This window comes from Comamonas halotolerans, from assembly GCF_030162935.1.
In the GTDB taxonomy this organism is placed as follows: domain Bacteria; phylum Pseudomonadota; class Gammaproteobacteria; order Burkholderiales; family Burkholderiaceae_C; genus Comamonas; species Comamonas halotolerans.
In genome coordinates this window covers 1-21,957 of sequence record NZ_JASAUZ010000003.1, presented here as the reverse complement: position 1 = coordinate 21,957, position 21,957 = coordinate 1, and the positions used below count along the sequence as shown (strand labels likewise).

General features: G+C 55.3%; 13 protein-coding genes and 1 tRNA gene. 9 read left to right on the top strand and 5 right to left on the bottom strand.

From position 1 onward, the window contains the following. The first annotated feature begins 12 nt into the window (after window positions 1-12). Window positions 13-1,128 (top strand): SEL1-like repeat protein, encoded by a 1,116-nt coding sequence (locus QEP11_RS04110; protein WP_284335357.1) that lies wholly within the window; start codon window positions 13-15, stop codon window positions 1,126-1,128. A gap of 64 nt (window positions 1,129-1,192) precedes the next feature. Here QEP11_RS04110 and QEP11_RS04105 read toward each other — a convergent pair whose 3' ends face one another. Beyond that, a complete protein-coding gene (locus QEP11_RS04105) occupies window positions 1,193-3,571 on the bottom strand; it encodes a Tex family protein (RefSeq protein ID WP_284335459.1) in 2,379 nt (792 codons plus the stop codon). A gap of 167 nt (window positions 3,572-3,738) precedes the next feature. Between QEP11_RS04105 and QEP11_RS04100 the strand changes: the two genes are divergently transcribed. From QEP11_RS04100 to QEP11_RS04065, 8 genes are all read left to right on the top strand, one after another. Continuing rightward, window positions 3,739-4,767: a DUF72 domain-containing protein gene (locus QEP11_RS04100; RefSeq protein WP_284335355.1), complete on the top strand. Its 1,029-nt coding sequence runs from the start codon at window positions 3,739-3,741 to the stop codon at window positions 4,765-4,767. 216 nt (window positions 4,768-4,983) lie between these two features. Then, window positions 4,984-7,359, top strand: coding sequence for a hypothetical protein (locus QEP11_RS04095; protein WP_284335354.1), 2,376 nt, complete (start codon window positions 4,984-4,986; stop codon window positions 7,357-7,359). Between the two features lie 231 nt (window positions 7,360-7,590). Continuing rightward, a protein-coding gene (gene prfB, locus QEP11_RS04090) for a peptide chain release factor 2 (protein WP_284335352.1) occupies window positions 7,591-8,695 on the top strand; the annotation gives its coding sequence in 2 pieces (ribosomal slippage) (window positions 7,591-7,671 and window positions 7,673-8,695; 1,104 coding nt in all). Between the two features lie 11 nt (window positions 8,696-8,706). Beyond that, the gene (gene pepN / locus QEP11_RS04085) at window positions 8,707-11,394 is read left to right on the top strand and encodes an aminopeptidase N (RefSeq protein WP_284335350.1); all 2,688 of its coding nucleotides are present in this window, start codon (window positions 8,707-8,709) and stop codon (window positions 11,392-11,394) included. Beyond that, on the top strand, window positions 11,394-12,386 hold the full coding sequence (locus QEP11_RS04080) for a tetratricopeptide repeat protein (protein WP_284335348.1): 993 nt from the start codon (window positions 11,394-11,396) through the stop codon (window positions 12,384-12,386). Before pepN ends, QEP11_RS04080 begins: the two co-directional genes overlap by 1 nt. Before the next feature lie 61 nt (window positions 12,387-12,447). Further along, entirely contained in the window at window positions 12,448-13,464 is a 1,017-nt protein-coding gene (locus QEP11_RS04075; RefSeq protein WP_284335347.1) for a class 1 fructose-bisphosphatase, read from the top strand. Between the two features lie 18 nt (window positions 13,465-13,482). Continuing rightward, window positions 13,483-13,558: transfer RNA gene (locus QEP11_RS04070), tRNA-Thr, on the top strand. 215 nt (window positions 13,559-13,773) lie between these two features. Beyond that, window positions 13,774-14,256, top strand: coding sequence for a thermonuclease family protein (locus QEP11_RS04065; RefSeq protein ID WP_284335346.1), 483 nt, complete (start codon window positions 13,774-13,776; stop codon window positions 14,254-14,256). Between the two features lie 223 nt (window positions 14,257-14,479). Here the strand turns inward: QEP11_RS04065 and QEP11_RS04060 are convergent, their stop codons facing one another. From QEP11_RS04060 to QEP11_RS04045, 4 genes are all read right to left on the bottom strand, one after another. Further along, entirely contained in the window at window positions 14,480-15,676 is a 1,197-nt protein-coding gene (locus QEP11_RS04060; RefSeq protein WP_284335344.1) for an HlyD family efflux transporter periplasmic adaptor subunit, read from the bottom strand. Beyond that, complete coding sequence (locus tag QEP11_RS04055) at window positions 15,673-17,871, bottom strand: type I secretion system permease/ATPase (RefSeq protein ID WP_284335343.1); 2,199 nt, start codon at window positions 17,869-17,871, stop codon at window positions 15,673-15,675. Before QEP11_RS04055 ends, QEP11_RS04060 begins: the two co-directional genes overlap by 4 nt. Then, window positions 17,864-19,366, bottom strand: coding sequence for a TolC family protein (locus QEP11_RS04050; RefSeq protein WP_284335342.1), 1,503 nt, complete (start codon window positions 19,364-19,366; stop codon window positions 17,864-17,866). The genes QEP11_RS04055 and QEP11_RS04050 overlap by 8 nt, the downstream gene beginning before the upstream one ends. Further along, window positions 19,366-21,957 (bottom strand): beta strand repeat-containing protein (locus tag QEP11_RS04045; protein ID WP_284335341.1); only part of this gene is annotated, 2,592 nt, incomplete at its 5' end. The genes QEP11_RS04045 and QEP11_RS04050, both read right to left, overlap by 1 nt.

The window sequence follows — 21,957 nt, the reverse complement described above, 5'->3', positions numbered from 1 at the left end:
GGCAAGCTCATCATGCGCAGTCTGACCTTCCTTTGCCTTGCCCACTTGATGATGTGCCAGGGCGTCATCTTCGCCCACGCACAAACCAGGGCGGTCATCAGTGTGCAGGAAGCGCAAATGCCACCGCATATCGACAGAGAGCAGTTGCGCAGCCCCTCTGTTGACCTGGATGCTGGCAGCCTTGCTCCGCCCGCGCCGTTAGCCAGCTTGCAAAAGCTGGCGGAAGCTACGCCCTCAGCCTCCGCCAGGGAGCGCAAACAGCAGGCCGAAGCAGCATGGCAGCTGGGTCTGCTCAAACTGCATGGATTGCATATGCCGCTAGGCCCTGCAGAGGCCAACAGATGGTTTGAACGCGCGCATGCACTGGGCCACCCGCTGGCTGCAGCCGGCCTTGCCTGGTGTGCGATGGATGGATGTGGTCATGCACCTCGTCCTGCACAAGCACAGAAGTGGCTGCAGGAGCTACGCCGCAGTGCTCCCGGCCGGGCCGCCTACTTTGAATGGCTGCTCATTGATGCACTTGCACCTTTGGATACGAATGCTGCCCTCAAATCCACAGCGCCAGTCACTGCCGGGAATGTGCAACGCCACAAAGAGCAGGCATTGCAGCGCGCCGTCAAAGCCAATGATCCCCATGCGCGCGTGGAATGGGGGCTGGAACTTGCCGCAGAGGGCAAAGTCAAGGAGGCAATGGCGCAGTTCCAGCAGGCGGCGCCTCACTCCGAAGCTGCCAGCCGCAATATCAAGGTGCTTCAAGAGCAGTCTAGCCAGACCACTCGCACCCACACTTCAACAGGACAGACAGGAGGAGCCTGGCAAACCTTTCGCCAGGCCCGCGTCTACCACCGTGGTGAGGGTGTTCCGGCCAACTACACGGAAGCCATCCGTCTTTACAAACGCGCGGCCGACATGGGCAGCACGCAGGCCAAGCGGATGCTGGCTCTGATTTATTCACGCCCTCAGGAAAATGGCAACATAGATATTGCGTGGATGCAGCAGTTGGCGTACGCCGATGTCACGGAGGACGGTGTGACGCCCCTGCATGTGCCTAATGCTCCGGTCAACCTCCAGCGCGACCCTACACCGCTGCATGACTATATTGATCCACGCTGGCGCAAGGCACCATGACGTACAAATATGAAAAATAAAAAGGCAGCACAGCTGCCTTTTTATTTTTGGCATGGCACAGCTCTTATTTCTTCAGGCCCTGCAGCTTGGCGAATGCAGAGGCCATGGCGTTTTGCGCCTGGGGCTCATTGCGACGCTGTGGCTGTGCATAAGCACCGCGGTTGCCTCCTGAGCTATGCCCACGCCCGGCACTCTCGAAGCGGTTGTCACGCGGACCATCGCGCCGTGCTGGCGCAGCGTCGAGCTTCATAGTCAAACTGATGCGCTTGCGATCGACATCCACTTCCAGCACCTTGACCTTGACGATCTGGCCGGTCTTCACCACCTCCCGCGCATCTTCGACAAACTTGTGGCTCATCTGGCTGACATGCACTAGGCCATCCTGATGCACGCCCAGGTCCACAAATGCGCCAAACTGCGCCACATTGCTGACAGTGCCTTCCAGAATCATGCCTTCCCTGAGGTCCTTGATGTCTTCCACGCCATCATTGAAGCGCGCCACCACAAAGTCAGGGCGTGGGTCACGACCAGGCTTTTCCAGCTCTCCCAGAATATCCTTGACCGTGATTGCGCCAAACTTCTCGGTAACAAATTGCTCGGCCTTCAAGCCCTTGAGCACTTCGCTGCGTCCCATGAGCTGTTCCACGGACTTGCCCGTCGTGGCAATGATTTTCTCCACGACCTCGTAAGTCTCAGGGTGCACGCCCGTCATATCCAGCGGATTCTCACCATCACGGATACGCAGAAAACCTGCGGCCTGCTCGAAAGTCTTGGCACCCAGGCCAGACACTTCCATCAACTGCTTGCGGCTTTTGAAGGAACCATTGGCATCACGCCAGCGCACCACCGACTTCGCTACCGATCCGCTCAGCCCTGAGACACGGGTCAGCAACGGAGCCGATGCGGTGTTCAGGTCCACGCCCACCGAGTTCACACAGTCTTCCACCACCGCATCCAGCTGGCGTGCCAGCTCACTCTGGTTCACATCGTGCTGGTATTGGCCCACGCCAATGCTCTTGGGATCAATCTTGACCAGCTCCGCCAATGGGTCCTGCAAGCGGCGTGCAATCGAAACAGCTCCGCGCAGGCTCACATCAATATCCGGCAGCTCTTGCGAGGCAAATTCACTGGCCGAATACACCGAAGCACCCGCCTCACTGACCACCACTTTCTCGATCTTTTTGTCTGCCTTGGCCGCCAGCTTGATCAAGTCGGCAGCCAGTTTGTCTGTTTCGCGGCTGGCTGTGCCATTGCCAATGGCAATCAGGTTCACGCCATGCTTTTCCACCAGGCGTGCGAGCACCGCCAAGGAGCCATCCCAGTCCTTGCGTGGTTCGTGCGGGTACACCGTGGCCGTATCCACCAGCTTGCCATTGCTGTCCACCACGGCGACCTTGACACCGGTACGGATTCCGGGGTCCAGTCCCATCACCGTGCGTGCGCCAGCAGGTGCAGCCAGGAGCAAATCTCGCAGATTGTCCCCAAACACCTTGATCGCCACCTTTTCAGCATCCTCGCGCAGTCGGCTGAACAGGTCACGCTCGGTAGACAGGCTCAGCTTGACGCGCCAGGTCCAGGCCACGCATTTGCGAATCAGGTCGTCGGCCGGACGCTTTGCATGGCTCCAGCCCAGATGCAAGGCAATCTTGCCTTCCGCCAGACTGGGCTGCCCCACTTCCGGCTCCACCGGCTGCACCAGTTTGGCTTCCAGGATTTCCAGTGCACGGCCACGAAACACCGCCAGTGCGCGGTGCGAAGGCACACGGCCAATGGGTTCGTCATAGTCGAAATAGTCGCGGAACTTGGCCACTTCAGGGTCAGCCTCGTTCTTGCTCTCAACCTTCTTGGAGCGCAGCAAGCCCTCTTCCCACAGCCATTCGCGCAGCTTCTGCACCAGGGCCGGATCTTCTGCCCAGCGCTCGGACAGGATGTCGCGCACACCATCAAGCACCGCAAATGTGGTGCTGAAGTCTGGCCCGGGCTTGCCATCATCGAGCACCGTGGCAGGCTTGCAAAAAGCCTCTGCCTCTTTGTGCGGGTCCAGGGATGGATCGGCAAACAACTTGTCAGCCAATGGTTCAATGCCAAACTCCCTGGCGATCTGCCCTTTGGTGCGGCGCTTTTGCTTGAAGGGCAGGTAAATGTCTTCCAGCTCTTGTTTGGTGGGCGCATTGGCAATCGCCAGACGCAGCGCATCGGTCAACTTGCCCTGCTCATCAATGGCTTTGAGCACGGTACCACGCCGGTCTTCCAGCTCACGCAGGTACGACAGACGCGCTTCCAGCTCACGCAATTGCACATCGTCAAGGCCACCCGTCACCTCTTTGCGATAACGAGCGATAAAAGGAACGGTGGCACCACCATCCAGCAACTCCACCGCAGCACTCACTTGCTGCGCACTGACTTTGATCTCTGCGGCAATCTGCCCAATGATTTTTTGCATGCGTTGCGCGCCCCACGGCGCTGTTTCTCCGAAAACGGGCAAGTGTGCCATAGACACCAGGACTTGCTGCACTGCGCCTGCAAGCAAATGCATATCCACTTGCTGTGTAAAGCCTGCTTTGTTCAATGGCTTCGGCGCATGCTGCAATCTGTCAAACTGCTGCAAGCATGCAAGATGATCTGTTTGGCACCGATGCCACGCCCCAACCTGCGCAGGCGCCTGCCAGGGCCGGCAAAAAACCAGCGGGCGTGCAAGCTGTTACACCTTCAACGGCTTTGCTTGACCTCGCCAGTGCCATGCCCGCAGAGCTTCGCATGGGCGTCTCCACCTGGTCTTACCCTGGCTGGGAAGGTCTGGTCTGGGATGGCAACTACGATGCCAGCGTGCTTTCGCGCAAGGGACTGGCAACACTGAGCCAGCACCCCCTCATGCGTACCGTCTGTGTGGATCGTACTTTCTGGCGCCCTTTAAGCGCGGAGCAATACGCGCAGATGGCTGCGCAGGTCAGCGATGACTTTCGCTTCGTGGTGAAGTGCCCCAATGTGGTGACGGATGCACTCGTGCGCGATGAAGAAGGCAAAGGTCAGCAACCCAATCCAGCATTTCTCGATGCGAACTTGGCGCTCAAGCAGTTTGTCATGCCTTGCTTGCAAGGTCTGGGAAACAAATTGGGCGTACTGGTGTACCAACTGAGCCCTTTGCCCTTGGATCTGTTTAACCGCACGGGCTGGCTTTTTTCGCGTCTCGGCGCTTTGCTGGCTGCTACGCGTCAGGCTTTGGCGCATAGTCCCGAAATTATTGTGTCAGTAGAAGTTCGTGACCCTGAGCTTTTGGGAGCACGCTTTGTGCAAGTCTTGCAAGCCAACGGGGCCACCATGTGTCTGGGTTTGCACGGAAAGATGCCTCCCATTGCGCAGCAACTGCCCTTGTTACGCCAGCTGTGGCCAACCCCCTTGGTCTGTCGCTGGAATCTCAACACCAGCTTTGGCCCTTTTGGCTACGCCGCAGCACAGGAAGCACACAAGCCCTTCGATGCCATGCGCAGCCCTGACCCACAGACTAGAGCTATCCTCGCTCGCACCATTCAAGGCATAACTGGCGCTGGCAAAACCGCATTTGTAACAATAAGCAATGATGCAGAAGGTTGTGCTCCCCGCTCCATCGAAGCGCTCGCCAAGCAGTTGCGCCAGCTGTAATCCTGTTCAAAACCGCATCTTCCTATAAGTTATGAATGTTTGACATTCAGTTCCACTGAGGCAACACACGCCCTCAGCTTGCCCCAACGCAATGACAGGAGCAGCACAATTCTTCACATTCTTACAAAAATAAACAACAACCAGTCGTTAAAGGTGCTTGCACTTTTGTGCCGCGCTAAGCACTTGTCACAACACTAGGCAACAAAGAAATTTATTGTGAAACTTCGCGACCTCCTCCTCATCGCCAGTGGTGTTGCTGCAGCATCACAAGCCAGTGCTTTATCTCTGGGAAACTCTCAGGGGCGTATTCACCTGGGAGCACCTGTTGACCTGGTTTTCAAAGTGCAACCTGATCCGGGCCAGACTGCCGATAGCAGCTGTATTGCAGCGGGCGTCTGGATGGGCGACACAGCGCTGCGCAGCAGCCAGATCAAGGTAACGACGACGTCAACATCTGTGCGCGTACAAACTACCACCCCTGTGTACGAGCCACTGATCACTATCAAGCTGCATGCCGGTTGCTCGGGCAGCGTATCGCGCAGCTATACCTTTTTTGCTGATCCACCGAGCACCTTGGCCGCATCGGTACAACCGATTGATCTCGAAAAAATTCAAGTAGGCGCATTGCCTGTAGTTTCGCGAACTGCAGTAGAACCTGTTTCGGTCAAGAAAAAACCACGCCGTGCCAAGCGTGCTGTGGCAGTGAAAAGAGCAGCCCCCACGGCTTCCGCAGCCGCGTCCCCCCCTGTCATTGCCCCGCAAGCACCGCCAGCGGCAGTTGCAGCAAGCAGCCAACCGGAGTCAATGCGCCCAAGCAGCAACGCTGCTCCCACAACGGAGGCAACGGCAAGCGCTGCGGCAATAGCTGGGCACGATAGGCCACGGTTGCGAATAGAGCCTATTGAAGGGTTGGACATACCTGAAGCGACAACAGAAACAGTGGATAAAGCAGATCCACAACGCACTGCCGCTCAAGACCCAGCTTTGCTCCCAAGCGCAGCCATTGACCCCAACACTCAGCTGGTGCTGAAGGCCAATGCCGCACGCTTGGAAGCCATGGAAAAGCAGTTTCAGGCTTTGCAGACACAGCTGGTCAACAACCGCACGGAGATCGTAAGTCTGCAAAACCAGCTGGCCCAAGCTCAAAACCAGGCACTGCCTCTTTGGGTCTATCTGGTGTTGGTAATGCTGGCTGCGGCACTTGCGACCATCGCATGGCTACTGCAACGTATGAAACAAGAGCGCCAAACCGCACAGCGCGCATGGGCGGACACTGTATTGGCCGTGGATGACTCCCAACAGGCCATTTCTATTGACCCCCATGACACACCTGCAGCTTCACTGCATACACCTGCGACTGCCCCTGCAGCGGCTATGGACGTAGCGTCTGCACCAGAGACTGTGCCGCCGTCTTCTTCCAAGGCTAAGGAAGACAGCTGGAGCAGTGTAGACACGTATCTGCCCACCCAATTCGCAGAAGATCTATACGCAGAGTTTGAGGAACTGGAAACACACACGCCAGCCCCCCCTGCAGCGACAGCCGCGAAATCCGCGATGGACGTCCTCACGGCGCAAGCCTTGTTTGATGTACAAGAACAAGCTGAGTTCTACGCATCTATTGGAGAAAATGACCAAGCCATAGAGATATTGCAGGCGCATATCGCGGAGCACGAAGCCTCTTCGCCACTGGCTTATATCGAACTATTGCAATTGCTCTATCGCCTCAGCCGAACAGACAAGTTTGAGCAGGTACGCCAAAAATTCCAGACGCACTTTAATGTGCAGGTTCCAGATTTTCTGGGCTTCTCACGCAAAGGGCATGACATCTGGAGTGGCTACCCCGAGGTTTTGGGACAAATTGAAGCCCTATGGCCCACAGATGATGTACAAGTTTTGCTGCTCAGCTTGATTGTGCGCAATCCAGCGAACCACAGCCAACGTTTTGATCTATCGGCTTTTGACGATTTGCTCATGCTCTATAACGTTGCGCAAACCACGCCGGCCTCCAGCCGAGGAGAGCTACCCGGTCGCAAACGCACCACCCCCGCCGAAGTGCCGCTGCCGGAACTGGTGTTTGCCGCGGAGGCACCGATGGCGTCCGCCCTGCCATACCAGACAAGGCATGACGCCTCAACAGAACAGCTAGACGCAACGACAGCGACCGCCCCCGAAGCACGCAGCCCAACACTTGAAGCAAAGCCATTGGCAATGCAGGATGCACATTTGGAATTGCTTAGCGCAACACCGGCCCAGGCTCCCTTACAGCCATTGCCTCGAATCAGTGATTCGCCCTTTAGCAATTCCACCCGCTTTGCCCCTGATGAATTGCTGATGGACGGGCTTTCGCTGGAATACGCGGACGAACCATCCACCAAGATCCCTGTATCAACCACGCCAGCCGTGGTACCTAGTCCTGCAACAATGGACCCAAGCAGCGCAACCTATGACCTCGATGCAGAGTTGGCTGAGTTCATGCTTTCTGAAACTGCCGCTGAGAAAAAAATCGAAAACAGCGAAATTGATGAACTTAACCCGGAATTGGCGGAGTTCATAATGGATGAGCGCGACCTTCCAACGACGCGCAATATTTAGCAAACGTCTATTGCACACGCAGCAACGACGCCACACCCTCCTGGGATGTGGCGTTTTCTTTCAAGCTCCCTGCCACCCTCACTTGCGACACAGTATTTACCAGCAGTGACAGGCTTTAGCCCCAACACATCTGCTTGATTCAAGGCATGAGCTGCCTGTACATGCGAAAATCATGGTTTACGCAGTTTGGCCAGCCAACTGCGCACTCAAACAACAAATCAGGAATTAGCCATGGAAGCCGAACGCATCAACCAAATCGAAGCCACCCTTGAGGATCTGTCCACTCGGACAGAAGAGCTACGGAGGTATCTTTGACTACGATGCAAAGTTTGAACGACTGCGCACCGTCAACGCCTCGCTGGAAGATCCTGCCGTCTGGAACGATCCCAAGAAGGCCCAGGATCTAGGCAAAGAAAAGAAGTCGCTTGACGCTGTCGTGCTGACGCTGCAAAAGCTCACCACCGAGTTGGCAGATAACGCCGAATTGTTTGAAATGAGCAAGGATGAAGGCGATGACGCCGGCCTTGAAACCATTGAAGCAGAAGCCGCCAAACTCCGCCCACTGATCGAGGAGCTGGAGTTCCGTCGCATGTTCAGCCAGGAAGCCGATCCGCTGAACTGCTTTATCGACATCCAGGCCGGGGCCGGTGGTACTGAGGCTTGCGACTGGGCCAGCATGCTGCTGCGGCAGTATCTGAAATACGCAGAACGCAAGGGCTTCAAAGCCACCGTGGAAGAAGAAACACCAGGTGATGTGGCCGGCATCAAGAGCGCGACCATCAAGGTCGAAGGGGAATACGCCTACGGATTGCTGCGCACCGAAACCGGTGTGCACCGCCTGGTGCGCAAGTCGCCCTTTGACTCTTCGGGCGGTCGTCACACCAGTTTTTCATCGCTCTTCGTGTACCCCGAGATTGATGACTCCATCGAGATCAACATCAATCCTGCCGATGTGCGTACCGATACCTACCGCGCCTCTGGTGCCGGTGGTCAGCACATCAACAAGACCGACTCTGCCGTGCGCCTGACGCACATTCCAACCGGTATCGTTGTGCAGTGCCAGGACGGGCGCTCGCAGCACAGCAACCGTGACGTGGCCTGGCAGCGCCTGCGCTCACGCCTGTATGACTTTGAAATGCGCAAGCGCATGGAAGAGCAGCAAAAACTGGAAGACACCAAGACCGATGTGGGCTGGGGTCACCAAATTCGCTCCTATGTGCTGGACAACAGCCGCATCAAGGATTTGCGCACCAATGTCGAAGTCTCGGCCACCCAGAAGGTGCTGGACGGCGATCTGGACGTGTTCATCGAAGCCTCGCTCAAGCAAGGCGTTTAAGGGAAGCACTCATGCTGCGTGAAGGACAAGCTACAGCCATTCAACGGGCTGACTACCAGGCGCCTGCCTGGTGGATTGAAACCGTCGACCTCACATTCGACCTCGACCCCGCCAAGACCCGCGTACTCAACAAGATGCGCATTCGCCGCAACCCTGCAGTGCCTACCCAGGCACTGCGTCTGGATGGCGACGAACTGAATCTGGCCCGCGTCATGGTCAATGGTGGAGGCACTTCGTTCAAGATGGACGGTAGCCAGCTGGTACTGGAGAACCTGCCCGAGGGTGATGCCCCCGTGGAACTGGAAATCTTCACCACCTGCACACCTGAGAAAAACACCAAGCTCATGGGCTTGTATGTGAGCGAAGGGACTTTCTTCACGCAATGTGAGGCCGAGGGCTTCCGCCGCATTACATACTTCCTGGACCGCCCAGATGTCATGGCCATGTATACCGTGACTTTGCGCGCCAACAAGGAGTCCTTCCCAGTATTGCTGTCCAACGGCAATCTGGTGGACGAAGGCGATCTGGGAGATGGCCGCCACTTCGCCAAATGGGTTGACCCTCACAAAAAGCCCTGCTATCTGTTTGCACTGGTGGCCGGCAAGCTGGTTGCGCGTGAGCAAAAGATCAAGAGCCGCGCTGGGCGCGATCACCTGCTGCAGGTATTTGTACGCCCTGGTGACCTGGAAAAGACCGAGCACGCCATGAACGCGCTCATGCACTCTGTGGCATGGGATGAGGCACGCTTCGGCCTGAGCCTGGATCTGGATCGCTTCATGATTGTCGCTACCAGCGACTTCAACATGGGCGCCATGGAAAACAAGGGCCTGAACATCTTCAACACCAAGTATGTGCTGGCCAGTCAGTCCACCGCTACAGACGTGGACTTTGCCAACGTGGAAAGCGTCGTCGGACACGAATACTTTCACAACTGGACTGGCAACCGCATCACCTGTCGCGACTGGTTCCAGCTGAGCCTGAAGGAAGGCCTGACTGTCTTCCGCGACCAGGAGTTCAGCATGGACATGGCGGGCACCCCCTCTGCCCGCGCCGTCAAACGCATTGAAGATGTGCGCGTGCTGCGTACCGTACAGTTCCCCGAAGATGCAGGCCCCATGGCGCACCCTGTGCGCCCGGACAGCTACATCGAAATCAATAACTTCTACACTGTCACGATTTACGAAAAAGGTGCAGAAGTCGTTCGCATGCAGCACAACCTGGTTGGCCGTGAAGGCTTCGCCAAGGGCATGAAGCTGTACTTTGAGCGCCACGATGGGCAGGCTGTGACCTGTGATGATTTTGTGCAGGCCATGGCAGATGCCAACCCTGACAGCGCATTGGCGCAACATCTGGTCCAATTCAAACGCTGGTACAGCCAAGCCGGCACTCCAACCGTGAAGGCCGTAGGCATTTACGATGCACAGGCGCAAACCTATACCCTGACGCTGTCGCAAAGCTGCGCTGCTACGGTTGGTCAAGCTGACAAGCAGCCTTTCGTCATCCCCGTGGAAATGGGCCTGTTGGGTCAAGATGGCAGTGCCCTTCCCTTGCTGCTGGAGGGCGAATCTGCAGCCAGCACCAGCAAGACTTTGGTGCTGACCGAGTCCGAACAGCACTGGGTGTTCACAGGCATCAACCAAGCGCCAGTTCCCTCGTTGCTGCGCGGCTTCAGCGCACCTGTGGTGCTGAACTACAACTTCACGGATGCTGAGCTGCTGACACAGCTGGCACACGACAACGATGCATTCAATCGCTGGGAGGCGGGCCAACGCCTGGCCTTGCGCTACGCCCTGCAGGCTATCCAGACAGATGGACCTGTATCCGCTGAAGTGCTCCCTGAGGTATTCATTCAAGCGCTACGTGATGTGCTGCGCAGCCACACACTCGATGCTGCCTACAAGGATCTGGTGCTGGCTCTGCCTTCGGAAGCCTACATGGCCGAGCAGCTCGACACAGTTGATCCGCAGCGCATTCACGCGGTTCGTGAATCCATGCGCCTGCAACTGGCAACTGCGCTCTCAGCTGATTGGGTATGGACATATGAGACCTACCAAGACACTGGCGCGTACCAACCAGACCCTATCTCAACGGGCAAGCGTTCTTTGTCTGGAACTGCCTTGCTGATGCTGTGCCTGGCCGCGCAGGCCAAGGGTGACACCGTCTGGCCCGGCAAGGCATACCAGCGCTTCAAGGATGCGGGCAATATGACAGACCGCTTCAACGCCTTGTCGGCCCTGGTCCATAGCAATGCCGATCTGGCCAAGCCTGCGCTTGAACGCTTCCACGCCCTGTTCAGGAGCGAACCTTTGGTGATTGACAAATGGTTCAGCTTGCAAGCAGGCACCTGCGACCGTGGTGGCAACGTTCTGCCTGCCGTCAAGCAGCTGATGAAACACCCTGATTTCAGCCTGAAGAACCCCAACCGCGCACGCAGCCTGATCTTCAGCTACTGCAGCGCCAACCCTGGGGCTTTCCACCGCAGTGACGCAGCGGGCTATGTGTTCTGGAGCGAGCGCGTGATGGAGCTGGATGCCATCAACCCGCAAGTGGCCGCACGCCTGGCACGCGCCATGGATCGCTGGAGCAAGCTGGCCGAGCCTTACCGCACCGCTGCCCGTGAGGCTATTGCGCGTGTTGCAGCCAAGGCAGACCTGTCCAATGACGTGCGTGAAGTCGTCACGCGCGCACTGGCTAACTGATGCGCCTGAACATGCTGGCTCACTGCACGGCCAAGGGCTTCAAGGCCCTTGCCGTTGCTGCGACTGGCATGTTGATGGCTGCTCATGCCTCAGATCAAGACGCCGGGTTTGAAGCACGCTTTGCACCGCTGTATGCCACTGTCTTCACCGAACGCGGCAGTTTCAGCGGCAGTGCCATGAGTGCTGAGTTGCAGACGCTTGAGCCTTTGCTTAAAAAGCCGGGAGTTGCCACACGTGACACCTTCCTGCTTTACTACACGCAAGCCAGCGTCTATGGCCGCCGTGACATGCCTGCTGAGGCAGGCAAAGCCGCGCTGATGGCACTGAAGGCACTACCCCAACCTTCAGATCCGGATCTTGAGTACGCCCATTTCTTTTTGCGCTATTCCAGTATCCGCTGGCTCGCCAGTGCTGGACTGCATGAAGCAGCGCTCAAGCAGGTGAAGGCTTTTCAGACCCAATACCCTCTGGAAGAGATTGCCAAGTTACCCGCTGAAATGCGCTGGGATGAAAGCGTCAAACCTGCGCAGGCACTGGACTTCCCAAGTCAGATACAAATCCTCGGTATCTACGAAGACGAGGGCTATGTTTTGCATGAGCAAGGAAATTTCCGCGAGGCAAGACAGGTCAATGAGCGGTTGCTACCCGTGGCACAAGAGCGCTTGAAAGCGTTGGGCAAGTTGCAGCAAATTCGAGGCGTGCTCAACAATGTTGCGCAAAATTGCTACGAGCTGGGCGACCTGAAACAGGCAGAGGCTTATCTTAGGTTGCGTCTGCAAATTGCCTTGAGCGCACAAGATCACACCACCGTTTACGACAGCTATTTTCAGCTCATGGTACTCGCCCATGAGCAAAAGCTAGATTCTCAGGCCCGCCAGTGGCTGGCCCACTATGAACAATACGCGCACACCCAGAATGATGCCGGGCAGCAAAATCGCGCTCAGCAACTGCTGGCTGAGCTGGAACAGCGCACCACAGGGCTTTATAGGTAAGGCACATGCTTTATCTGCTCTGTCTCTTACAGATCTGCATCGAATATCAAGGAGTTGAAACATGAATAAAAACATCAGCCTGACCCGCTATTTGGTCGAACAACAACGCGTGGACGGACTGATCCCCGGTCAGCTGCGTTTGCTGCTGGAGGTTGTGGCCCGCGCCTGCAAGCGCATCAGCTTTGCCGTGAACAAGGGTGAACTCGGCGACGTCATGGGCACCGCCGGCAGTGAAAACGTACAAGGCGAAGTGCAGAAGAAGCTGGACATCATCGCCAACGAAACCCTGATTGAAGCCAACGAATGGGGTGGGCATCTGGCAGCCATGGCATCCGAGGAAATGGAAGGCATCTATGTGGTGCCCAACCGCTACCCCCAAGGCGAATACCTGCTGATGTTTGACCCACTGGACGGCTCCTCCAACATCGATATCAACATGTCGATTGGCACCATCTTCAGCGTGCTCAAGAAGCCCGAAGGTCACCCCGGCGTGCATGACGACGACTTTCTGCAGCCCGGTTCTCAACAAGTGGCAGCTGGCTACTGCATTTACGGCCCCCAGACAACGCTGGTACTGACCGTAGGTGACGGCGTGGCCATGTTCACACTGGACCGCGAACAAGGCTCCTTCATCTTGATCGAAGAAAACGTCAAGATTCCAGAAGACACAAAGGAGTTCGCCATCAATATGTCCAACATGCGTCACTGGGATGAGCCCATGAAGCGCTATATCGACGAATGCCTGGCGGGTGAAGACGGCCCCCGTGGCAAGAATTTCAACATGCGCTGGGTGGCAGCCATGGTGGCTGACGTTCACCGCATTCTCTGTCGCGGCGGCGTTTTCATGTACCCCTGGGACAAGCGTGAACCGCACAAGGCAGGCAAACTGCGCCTGATGTACGAAGCCAACCCCATGAGCTGGCTGATCGAGCAAGCCGGCGGCATGGCCACCAACTGCCGCGAACGCATCATGGACATTCAACCCACTGAATTGCACCAGCGCGTTGCTGTGGTTCTCGGCTCCAAAAATGAGGTGGAACGCGTGACGCGCTATCACCTCGAAGCCGATCAAAAGTAACTATAATCTTGCGATGTTGCCGGTGTAGCTCAGTCGGTAGAGCAGCTCATTCGTAATGAGAAGGTCGCGTGTTCGATTCATGTCTCCGGCACCAAGATTGCTAGATTTCATGCGGGTTTCGCGTGATAAGTGGAGGGGAATTGCTGGGAAGCGATTTCCCTTTTTGCTTTTATCCCCCAATTTCCCGGCCTGCAACTCTGCAGGCCTTTTTCATTTCTATTGCCCCACTCAGACAACAAAAGTCAGCGCTCAAAAGCTTCTACCAACCGAATCCCAAGGGAAGTCCATTTTTGGAGCTAGCATCAGCAAATGCTTGCAGCTACTCTAATTTGCCTCATCGTCGGGATCAGTGATGGCGACACCTTGACTGCCCGCTGCCCCACACAGGACACTTCTTCCGCTTATCAACAGATCAAGGTTCGTTTGCAAGGGATTGATGCACCAGAACGCAGGCAGCCATTAGGAACCCAAGCACGTATGGCACTTTCCGATCTTGCGTATATGAAAGAGGCTGAACTGCATTGCAACAAGATTGACAGCTACCAGCGCCATGTCTGCAGTGTCTGGGTGAAGCCCAACGAAGCTCCTGGCCCAAATAGAACACTGGATGTTGGCCTAGCCATGGTCACAATGGGCATGGCGTGGTGGTATCAGCATTTTTCCCATGAGCAATCGATCCAGGAGCGTGGTCAGTATGAATTTGCTGAACAGGAAGCGCGCGCACGGCGTCTTGGTGTCTGGAGCACGCCAAGTCCAACAGCACCATGGGACTGGCGCAAAAGCAAACAATGAGCTAGTTTTTTTATTTGAAGATTGTTGAGAGATGAATCTTCGATAAGAACAATGTGGAACTTGTAGCTCTTCTCGCAGAAACTGGGACAAAGAGAACACCGCAAGTGCAAGCGCTAGTGTTCATCTCTGTCGAGTCTGCAGCATAGTTTTCTGCAGTGGCGTGGCATATGGCACGCCCTGCGAAGTGGGATAAGACGTAGCTATTCAACCCCAAGTAGCTTAGTCAACGCTCCCGCAGTGCCTCAGCCGCACGATTCAACGGCTTGATCAAATAGTCCAGCACTGTTTTTCGCCCCGTCCTGATTTCGGTTGTTGCCACCATACCCGGCATGATGGAGTGACGCTTGCCGTCTTTCGTCTCAAGGTAAGAATTCTTGGTCAGCAAATAAACGCGATAGTAATAAACACGTTTGTCCACCTGGTCCTCAATGGTGTCAGGCGAAATATGCTGTACCGTTGCAGCTAGCGTTCCATAAATTGAGGGCTCAAACGCTGTGATTTTCACAGTCGCCTCTTGGCCTGGATGAATGAACGCAATATCTCGCGGACTCAGGCGCGCCTCGACCAGAAGTTGGTCATCCAGCGGCACTATCTCCATGAGCTCTCCGCCCGGCACAATCACTCCGCCAATGGTGCTCACTCGCACATCTTTCACAATGCCACGCGCCGGAGAAGTAATGACCGTGCGGCGTAATTGATCAGCTCGGCCCTCACGAACTTTGAGCAAAGGCCCTAAATCTGCCATCGTATTCGCGTAATCGGACTTCAAGGCCACTTGGTATTCGCCTTTGGTGGCGGCAAGCTTGGTCGATAGCTCGGCAGCCTTTTGCTTTAAACGCAGTATTTCGACTTCGTTCGTAGCACCAGTTTTGAGCAACGGGATCGCAATCTCTATTTCCTGCTGGGCCAATCGCAATTGCTGACTTAGCTGTGTTACGTTTTCTTTGAATGCTTGCACTGAAGTGCGAAACAGCTGCTGCTCTCGCTCGATAACAGCTTTCTCCTCCAGCAACTCAGGTGGAAAGACAACCTCTGACTTATTGTCTATTTCAGCCTTCAATCGCGCTGCCCGAGCTTGCAAGGCAATGATTTTTTGTGCTGCCTCTTCTACAGAGGAACGGCTGAGTGCGGGGTCCAGCGTAGCCAGCTTTTGTCCACGCTCCACCACCCCCCCTTCATTCACTGCAAGCTCAGCCAGTATCCCCCCCTCAAGGCTCTGAATGATCTGGCCTTTTGACGCAGGTGTGACCTTTCCTTCGCCTATGGCTACCTCGTCGAGCGTGGCGAAGTAAGACCACACGAGGAAAATCGTAAAGCTAAAGACAATAATCCACAGAATCGGGCGCGCCTTAAAACTAGCGCCATTCCTGTTGCGGGAATAGCTGGAAAGTGGTTCACGGGTATCAATGTAGGCGTTCATCTTGTGGTCCTCGTGACTGTAGCGACCAACGTCTGAGGAGCTTGTTGAACATTTTGCTGTTGCGCTGGATTGGGACTCTTGGAGCCACGCATGGCTGCCAGCACTTCTTCCCTTGGACCATCCCGAACTACCCGACCACCATCAATAACGATGATGCGATCCACCAAGGACAAAAGAGGATAGCGATGCGTCGCGACAATTAGCGTACGCCGCCCCAACCACTGCCGCAGGTTATCAATGATGGTCTTTTCGGTTGCTTCATCAAGCGATGCGGTTGGCTCATCCAGCAACAGGACATTCGGCGAGCGAAGGAAAGTACGCGCCAAGATCAATGATTGCTTTTGCCCGCCAGACAACCCTGCTCCATTCTCTCTAAGCATGAGATCAAGACCATGGTGTTGTTTTAGCAAAAGCTGATCGGCACATGACAGGCGCATGGCCTGAAGCAATTGCTCATCTGTAGCTAAAGGATGAGCCAGCAGCAGGTTCTCACGCAAGCTGCCATAAAAAAGACTGGACTCTTGCATTGCCGTGCCCACGTCACGACGCAAATCAGCAACGTCGATCAAGGACATTGGTGTGTCGTTAAACAGTACACGCCCTTGCTGAGGTGTTGCCAAGCCTGCAAGCACTCGCAATAGCGTTGACTTGCCAGCACCGACTCTCCCCAAGATCGCCACACGCTCGCCTGGTTGTATGGAAAGGCGCCCGATCGTGAGTACAGGCTTTTCATCCGGATCGAAACTGTAGGACACATTTTCAAACTCATAACGCCCCAGTAGCACCGGGCGGTGATAAGCATCTTTGTCCGTCGCGTGATCGACTGGTAATTCAAGCAGCTTGTCGAGCCCCTGCTTGCCAATGCGTGCATTTTGCAGCCTTGAAAGTACTGCGGGGATTTGCGCCAACGGTGCGATGGTTCGACTTGTCAACATTGAGCAGGCCATGACCGCGCCAAACGACAGATCTCCGTCGAGAATGGCATAGACACCCAGGACAAGCACTCCGACATAGGCCAGTTGCTGCACTGTCTGCGAGACGTTCACGAGCAAGCCCGACAGGTATCGCTGCCGCAGACCAATCTCCGCACTCACCCGGTTCGTGTTATCCCACAACTGTCTAAAGCGTGGCTCCGCCTGCAAGGTCTTGATGTCCTCTGCCCGGTAGATTGACTCCATCAGAATTGCGTTACGCAGGGCCGCCTCCGACATGCCCTCTTGAGACAACCGTGCGAGAGGAATCTGTGCAAACACACCGGGAAGCACCAAAAGAGGAATCGCGACCAAAGGAACCAGCACCAACCAGTCTCCAAGCACCCAGATGATGAAAAGAAAAGCCACCACGAAGGGCAAATCAATCAACACGCCCAGAGCACTTGAAGTCAGCAGTTCACGCAATTGCTCGAGATCTCGCAGCTGAGCAATAAGGCTTCCTGGGGAGCGGGGCCGCGCATCATTACGAATATCCAGCATGCGCGCGAAAAACATGGATGAGAGCCTGAGATCGGCTCGTTTCCCAAAGTGGTCCGCAATCGAGACACGCACAGTGCGTAAAACAAGCTCCAGCAACAGGGCCACGACTACGCCAGAAGCAAGCACCCACAGTGTGTTGGTGGAGCGCGCTGGTATGACACGATCCCACACTTGCATTGCGAACAAGGCAGTGCTGATAGCAAGCAGATTGCCAAATAGCGAGCCTGCGCACATGTCAAGCAGCAATCGCCAATGCGAAGTGAAGATATCGCGCAGCCATGCTTTAGGTTGGGCTGGAAGATAGTCGCTGACACGCGTAGAACGTGGCGCAGCGCGTTCATGTACCAGCAATAGGCGGTGGCGACTTGAACCGAGCGGCAAAGAGCGCTCAATAGTTTTTCCCTCCAGGGTGAGCAAAACAGTCGCCCGCCCAGCAGAAGCAGCGGTAATCAGGCCAATATGGCCTTCGTCAAGTTCCAGCAATGCAGGCAGCATCACGGAAGACAGCTCATTCAGAGGCAGCTCAACAAACTGTGCAGACAGTCCTGCTTGAGCAGCAACGTCAAGAACGGCAGCCTCTGGATTGTGATGCCCTGCCCATGAAGCTGCTCCCTGCACCCTTTGAGGAGAAACAGAGAGGCCCAGCAGCCGCGCTGCGTGCAGCAATGGCTCGACCCATTTGATAGCAGTGCTTGCTGTGCTCTGGCTCGTGGAGTCAGCCATGAATATTTCCTTCGCGATTGCGGAGCTGGTGTACAAAACGCCCCACCGCTACATGAGCACGTATGCGTGCAAGAGAGCGATCAGCAAGTGCATTGATCCACTCTATTTCAGATTGATAAATATCTCGCTCAGGGTTAAGAACATCCGTCAGGCTGCGCTTGTTAAGGATGTACTCCTGCCAATACAGTTCCCGGGAAGTTTTAGCGAGATTGATAATCTTTTCGTAGCTTGCCATGCGCTCAGTAGCACCCATTGCCTCAATGCGCGCGGATTGCAATGCGCTACGCGTGATCAAGCGCTCATTCTCCAGTGCCTCTCTGCTTGCCAGTGCGGCGGCCTGTGCGGCATCTATCTGATGATCTGCCATGTCACCAAAATTGAAACTGCCACTCAATGCGACTCCAACCCAGGTATCGTTGAGCGCACTGGCTGGTCCAGTCGATAGTGTTCGCATCGCGCCCACACCAATAGACGGGTAACGGCTACCACGCGCAGCCTCGAGCTTGGCCTCTGCAGCCTGCACAGCGGCATCAGCTGCTTGAACGGATGGACGCAGATCAACATCATCGCCAGGTTCGTCAAGGCTGCTGATCATGTTCACGGTATCTTTTAATGAGGCAACCTCTTTAGGCCTCACACCGATTAGCTCTGCCAGTTTCGCAGTTGCTACATCTCTTTTCGTTTTTTCCTGCTCGATTTCGGCTTCAGCACGTTGAATCGCAAGTTCAGCCAAGGTTCTGTCCGAAGTGACCGAAAGACCTGCACGAACGCGATCAACAATCTTGGCATAAGTTGCCTTCAGTGCTTCAACTTGCGTTTTTGCTGCAAGTATCCGGTCTTCAGCCGCAGCCAAATCGACGAAAGATATTGCAGTGTTGTAAGCAACACTCTCAATGGCATCAGCCAGTTGATGCCCTGTCTGTTCTCTTGCTGCATCTGCTGCCTTGATGCGATTGCTCGTGACACCGAAGTCATAGATCAGCTGATTGACCCCGACAGACGTGCGCAGAGCTCCAGCATTACCAGAAGATGAAGCGCTGTAGCTACGTCCATAGCCGGGCTTGACGCCATAGTCGATCTTTGGATACCACGCAGCCTTGGCGACTTGCACTTCAGCATTACGCTGAGCCACTTCAGCATTGGCACGGCTGATATCCGGATGATGTGCGATGGCAATGCCGATCGCTTCAGACAGAGATAAGCCATCAAGGGAAATTACCCGCGTCTCCTCTCCAGAGCCTTCATGAGGCAATGAGAAAGAGGAGACCGAGGTGGTGGTGACCTGTGTTGGTACCGTCTGCAATCTAGTGGAAAGTTGCAGACCGTTTGGAGAAGTGTGGCGAATTGCTCTGTCGTCGAATCTTTGAAACAAAAACGGTTGACTCGGAGCACTGTGATCGCTTGCAACAGACCACCCTCCCGCCAGCGACGATGCACTGGCGGGAAGGAGGAACCAAGTCGCGATCTTTCGGACGGACAAGGAACCTAGATACATCAGACAATGATTTGCTGGTTGGCTAGCAGTGACTCCAGATCCGTGGTGACACCCGTCAAGGTCGCAAGCTGAACAAAGTCATAGGCTCCACCTGATCCGTCTCGGTCAATGCTGATGACGGTATCGCCATTTGACGAAGTCACATCAACGTAGTTTCCGACAGGCTCCGATACCGTCCCGAGCAGTTGGGAAAGATCAATGACATCGGCATTTGCATCGGTACCGACCACGCCGACCATGAAGTCCTCAATGGTGTCCATGCCATTGCCGCCATCAAAAGCACTGGCATTGATTTCTTCCCATTGGTAGATATCGCTGCCTCCATTGCCAGTCAGCACGTCGTCTCCTGCTCCTCCAATTAGGATGTCATCAAAAGCAGTGCCGTAGAGAACATCATCACCCGATGTACCAACGATTTCAGAAGCGCTTGGCATCATCGCCATGGCCGAGAAGGCCGAAATGACGCCCGCACCGGAAGGCTCAACAGTGACCTCAAGCTGGCCTTGGTCGATCTGCCCATTCGGATTCACCAACTGGTACTCAAATACATCGGTCACTGGGCTGGTAAGGTTTCCAGCTGTCAGCGGTTCATAGGTGAAGCTGCCATCGGCATTGAGCGTCAAGGTTCCATAGGTACCATTAACTGTCTGCGCAGTACCAGCCACAACATCGACATAAGTGCCTGCGTCATTGATCTGCAAAGTCTGCCCGCTGATGAGAATATCGTTTTCCAACAGGTTGCCCTCAGCCGGGAAAACCTGGCTCACTTCAAACTGATTCAAGTGAACGATCTCAGACACGGTATCCACAGAGATACTGCCCGCAACGCCCACCGGGATTGAGAGATCAACCCTGGTTCGATATTCACCGGCCGCAAGATCTGAGGCCACAACGCTTGTTGTGCCTCCAAGACCTAACAAACCGATCAGCTGGCCTACGTCATACGACTTGACAGTGCTCCACACTCCCCCGTTATTGACTTCCACGAAGAGAGTCCCGCCGACACCTAAGCCAACCAGGCCACCAACATCCACATTAAGGGTGACGTTCTGCAGCGTGTCGGCAGAAACTGTGAACGAATCCCCTGTCAAACTGCTTCCAGGTGTTGGTATCACAATTCCTAGAGCACCAAGAATCCAGCCATAACTTAAGGCATCCGTCACACTAGGGCCAGCCGTAGTGACATAGTCATACTCAATGCCAGCCTGCGCTGTATCGTTGGTAACGCGGCTTCCATCAATGGTGAAGACAAGATTCGCCTGTGAGGAATTCGTTCCATCCGATATCGTGTAGACAAATGTCTCGGTCTGACCTACTGCAGCCGGGTCTCCATTGGGCGTATAGGTGTAAGAACCATCCGCTGCAATGACCAAGGTGCCATATAGACCCGTGATCGATTGACCAGCTGCGACGCTGTCGCCATTGGAGTTTTCAACCTCGGTGACAGTGCTGCCAGGAATCGCGCTATCTTCTCCCGATTCACCCTGTGTCGTCGTATCTGGATCAATAACGTTGCCTTGAACAGGTTCACCAGCGTTGGCAAAGCCATTCTCCGTAACCTTAACCGTCACTGATGTGCTTTGAATCAGCGTCAGAGTGTTGTTGAGCAACGCATCAGCCACGGCTCCCAGAACCGTATCCAGCGACGAGGTCAAACCCAGCCTATCAAGACCTGAAGTCAAGACGTCAACAAGTTCACCGGCTCCAATTTCGGTGGTTAAGCCAAGCACCCCTTCAAGGAGCCCACGAACAACTGTGCCAAGCCCACTGGGTGATGAAGGTCCATTCAACGCTGTCTCTACAGCAGTGAGCACCAAAGCTTGATTCTCAGCACCAAGAACAACGCCTCCTTCGCCCAGTTCCTCCAGAGAAACTCCATTCCCGTCTGCATCCAGCAAGGTCCCCAAGGCACTCTCACCTTTGCGAACCACAATGGTGTAATCCCCAGGAGCAAGCCCTGTCACAGAGGCCGTCACCGTGCCATCACCAGTGACTCCCAGAATATCCAGCCCAAGCGCATCGCCAACAAGCGGATTGTTGCCCGCAGTGGCAACGTAGATACGAGTGCCTGTCTCGTCGTAGATTTCGATATTGAAAGCGTCTGCGACAGAAAGCAACGCATCTTGGCTTACCTCGATGACAACATCCCCGGTTGAGCCTTCTGCAATCGTGATGGGAACGCCGTTTGTCGTTGCACCGTTGTCAAGCAAGCCGATGACCTGCAAATTGGAGTTGGTAATAGGTGTCTGTTCTTGCGAAACTCGGCCCCCAAGTTCTATCTCTGCAGCATCATTGGCAGCCAACAGCGTCTGCACACTGACCTCGCCAGCCAATGCAATTTCACTTTGGTTACCAGCTTGGTCCGTCTGTCGCACCAGCACATTACCACTGGGGTAATTTCCAGCTAAGAGCTCAAAGCTCGTACCTGTACCTGGCACCCAACTACCGCCACCATCGGTTGAGTATTCCCATCCCATACCTAGCTCTAGACCAGTCACATTAACTGTGCCGTCGCTAGTAATACCGTCACCAGTGGTTCCCGTGTCGACTGCAAGAGACAGCGTGATGCTCGGTGCAGTGGTGTCCACCGT

Bases quoted from the DNA above. Each gene is read 5' to 3' on its own strand.
- QEP11_RS04110 (WP_284335357.1), top strand. From the start codon at position 13: ATGCGCAGTCTGACCTTCCTTTGCCTTGCCCACTTGATGATGTGCCAG.
- QEP11_RS04105 (WP_284335459.1), bottom strand. From the start codon at position 3,571: ATGCAAAAAATCATTGGGCAGATTGCCGCAGAGATCAAAGTCAGTGCG.
- QEP11_RS04100 (WP_284335355.1), top strand. From the start codon at position 3,739: ATGCAAGATGATCTGTTTGGCACCGATGCCACGCCCCAACCTGCGCAG.
- pepN (WP_284335350.1), top strand. From the start codon at position 8,707: ATGCTGCGTGAAGGACAAGCTACAGCCATTCAACGGGCTGACTACCAG.
- QEP11_RS04080 (WP_284335348.1), top strand. From the start codon at position 11,394: ATGCGCCTGAACATGCTGGCTCACTGCACGGCCAAGGGCTTCAAGGCC.
- QEP11_RS04075 (WP_284335347.1), top strand. From the start codon at position 12,448: ATGAATAAAAACATCAGCCTGACCCGCTATTTGGTCGAACAACAACGC.
- QEP11_RS04065 (WP_284335346.1), top strand. From the start codon at position 13,774: ATGCTTGCAGCTACTCTAATTTGCCTCATCGTCGGGATCAGTGATGGC.
- QEP11_RS04060 (WP_284335344.1), bottom strand. From the start codon at position 15,676: ATGAACGCCTACATTGATACCCGTGAACCACTTTCCAGCTATTCCCGC.
- QEP11_RS04055 (WP_284335343.1), bottom strand. From the start codon at position 17,871: ATGGCTGACTCCACGAGCCAGAGCACAGCAAGCACTGCTATCAAATGG.
- QEP11_RS04050 (WP_284335342.1), bottom strand. From the start codon at position 19,366: ATGTATCTAGGTTCCTTGTCCGTCCGAAAGATCGCGACTTGGTTCCTC.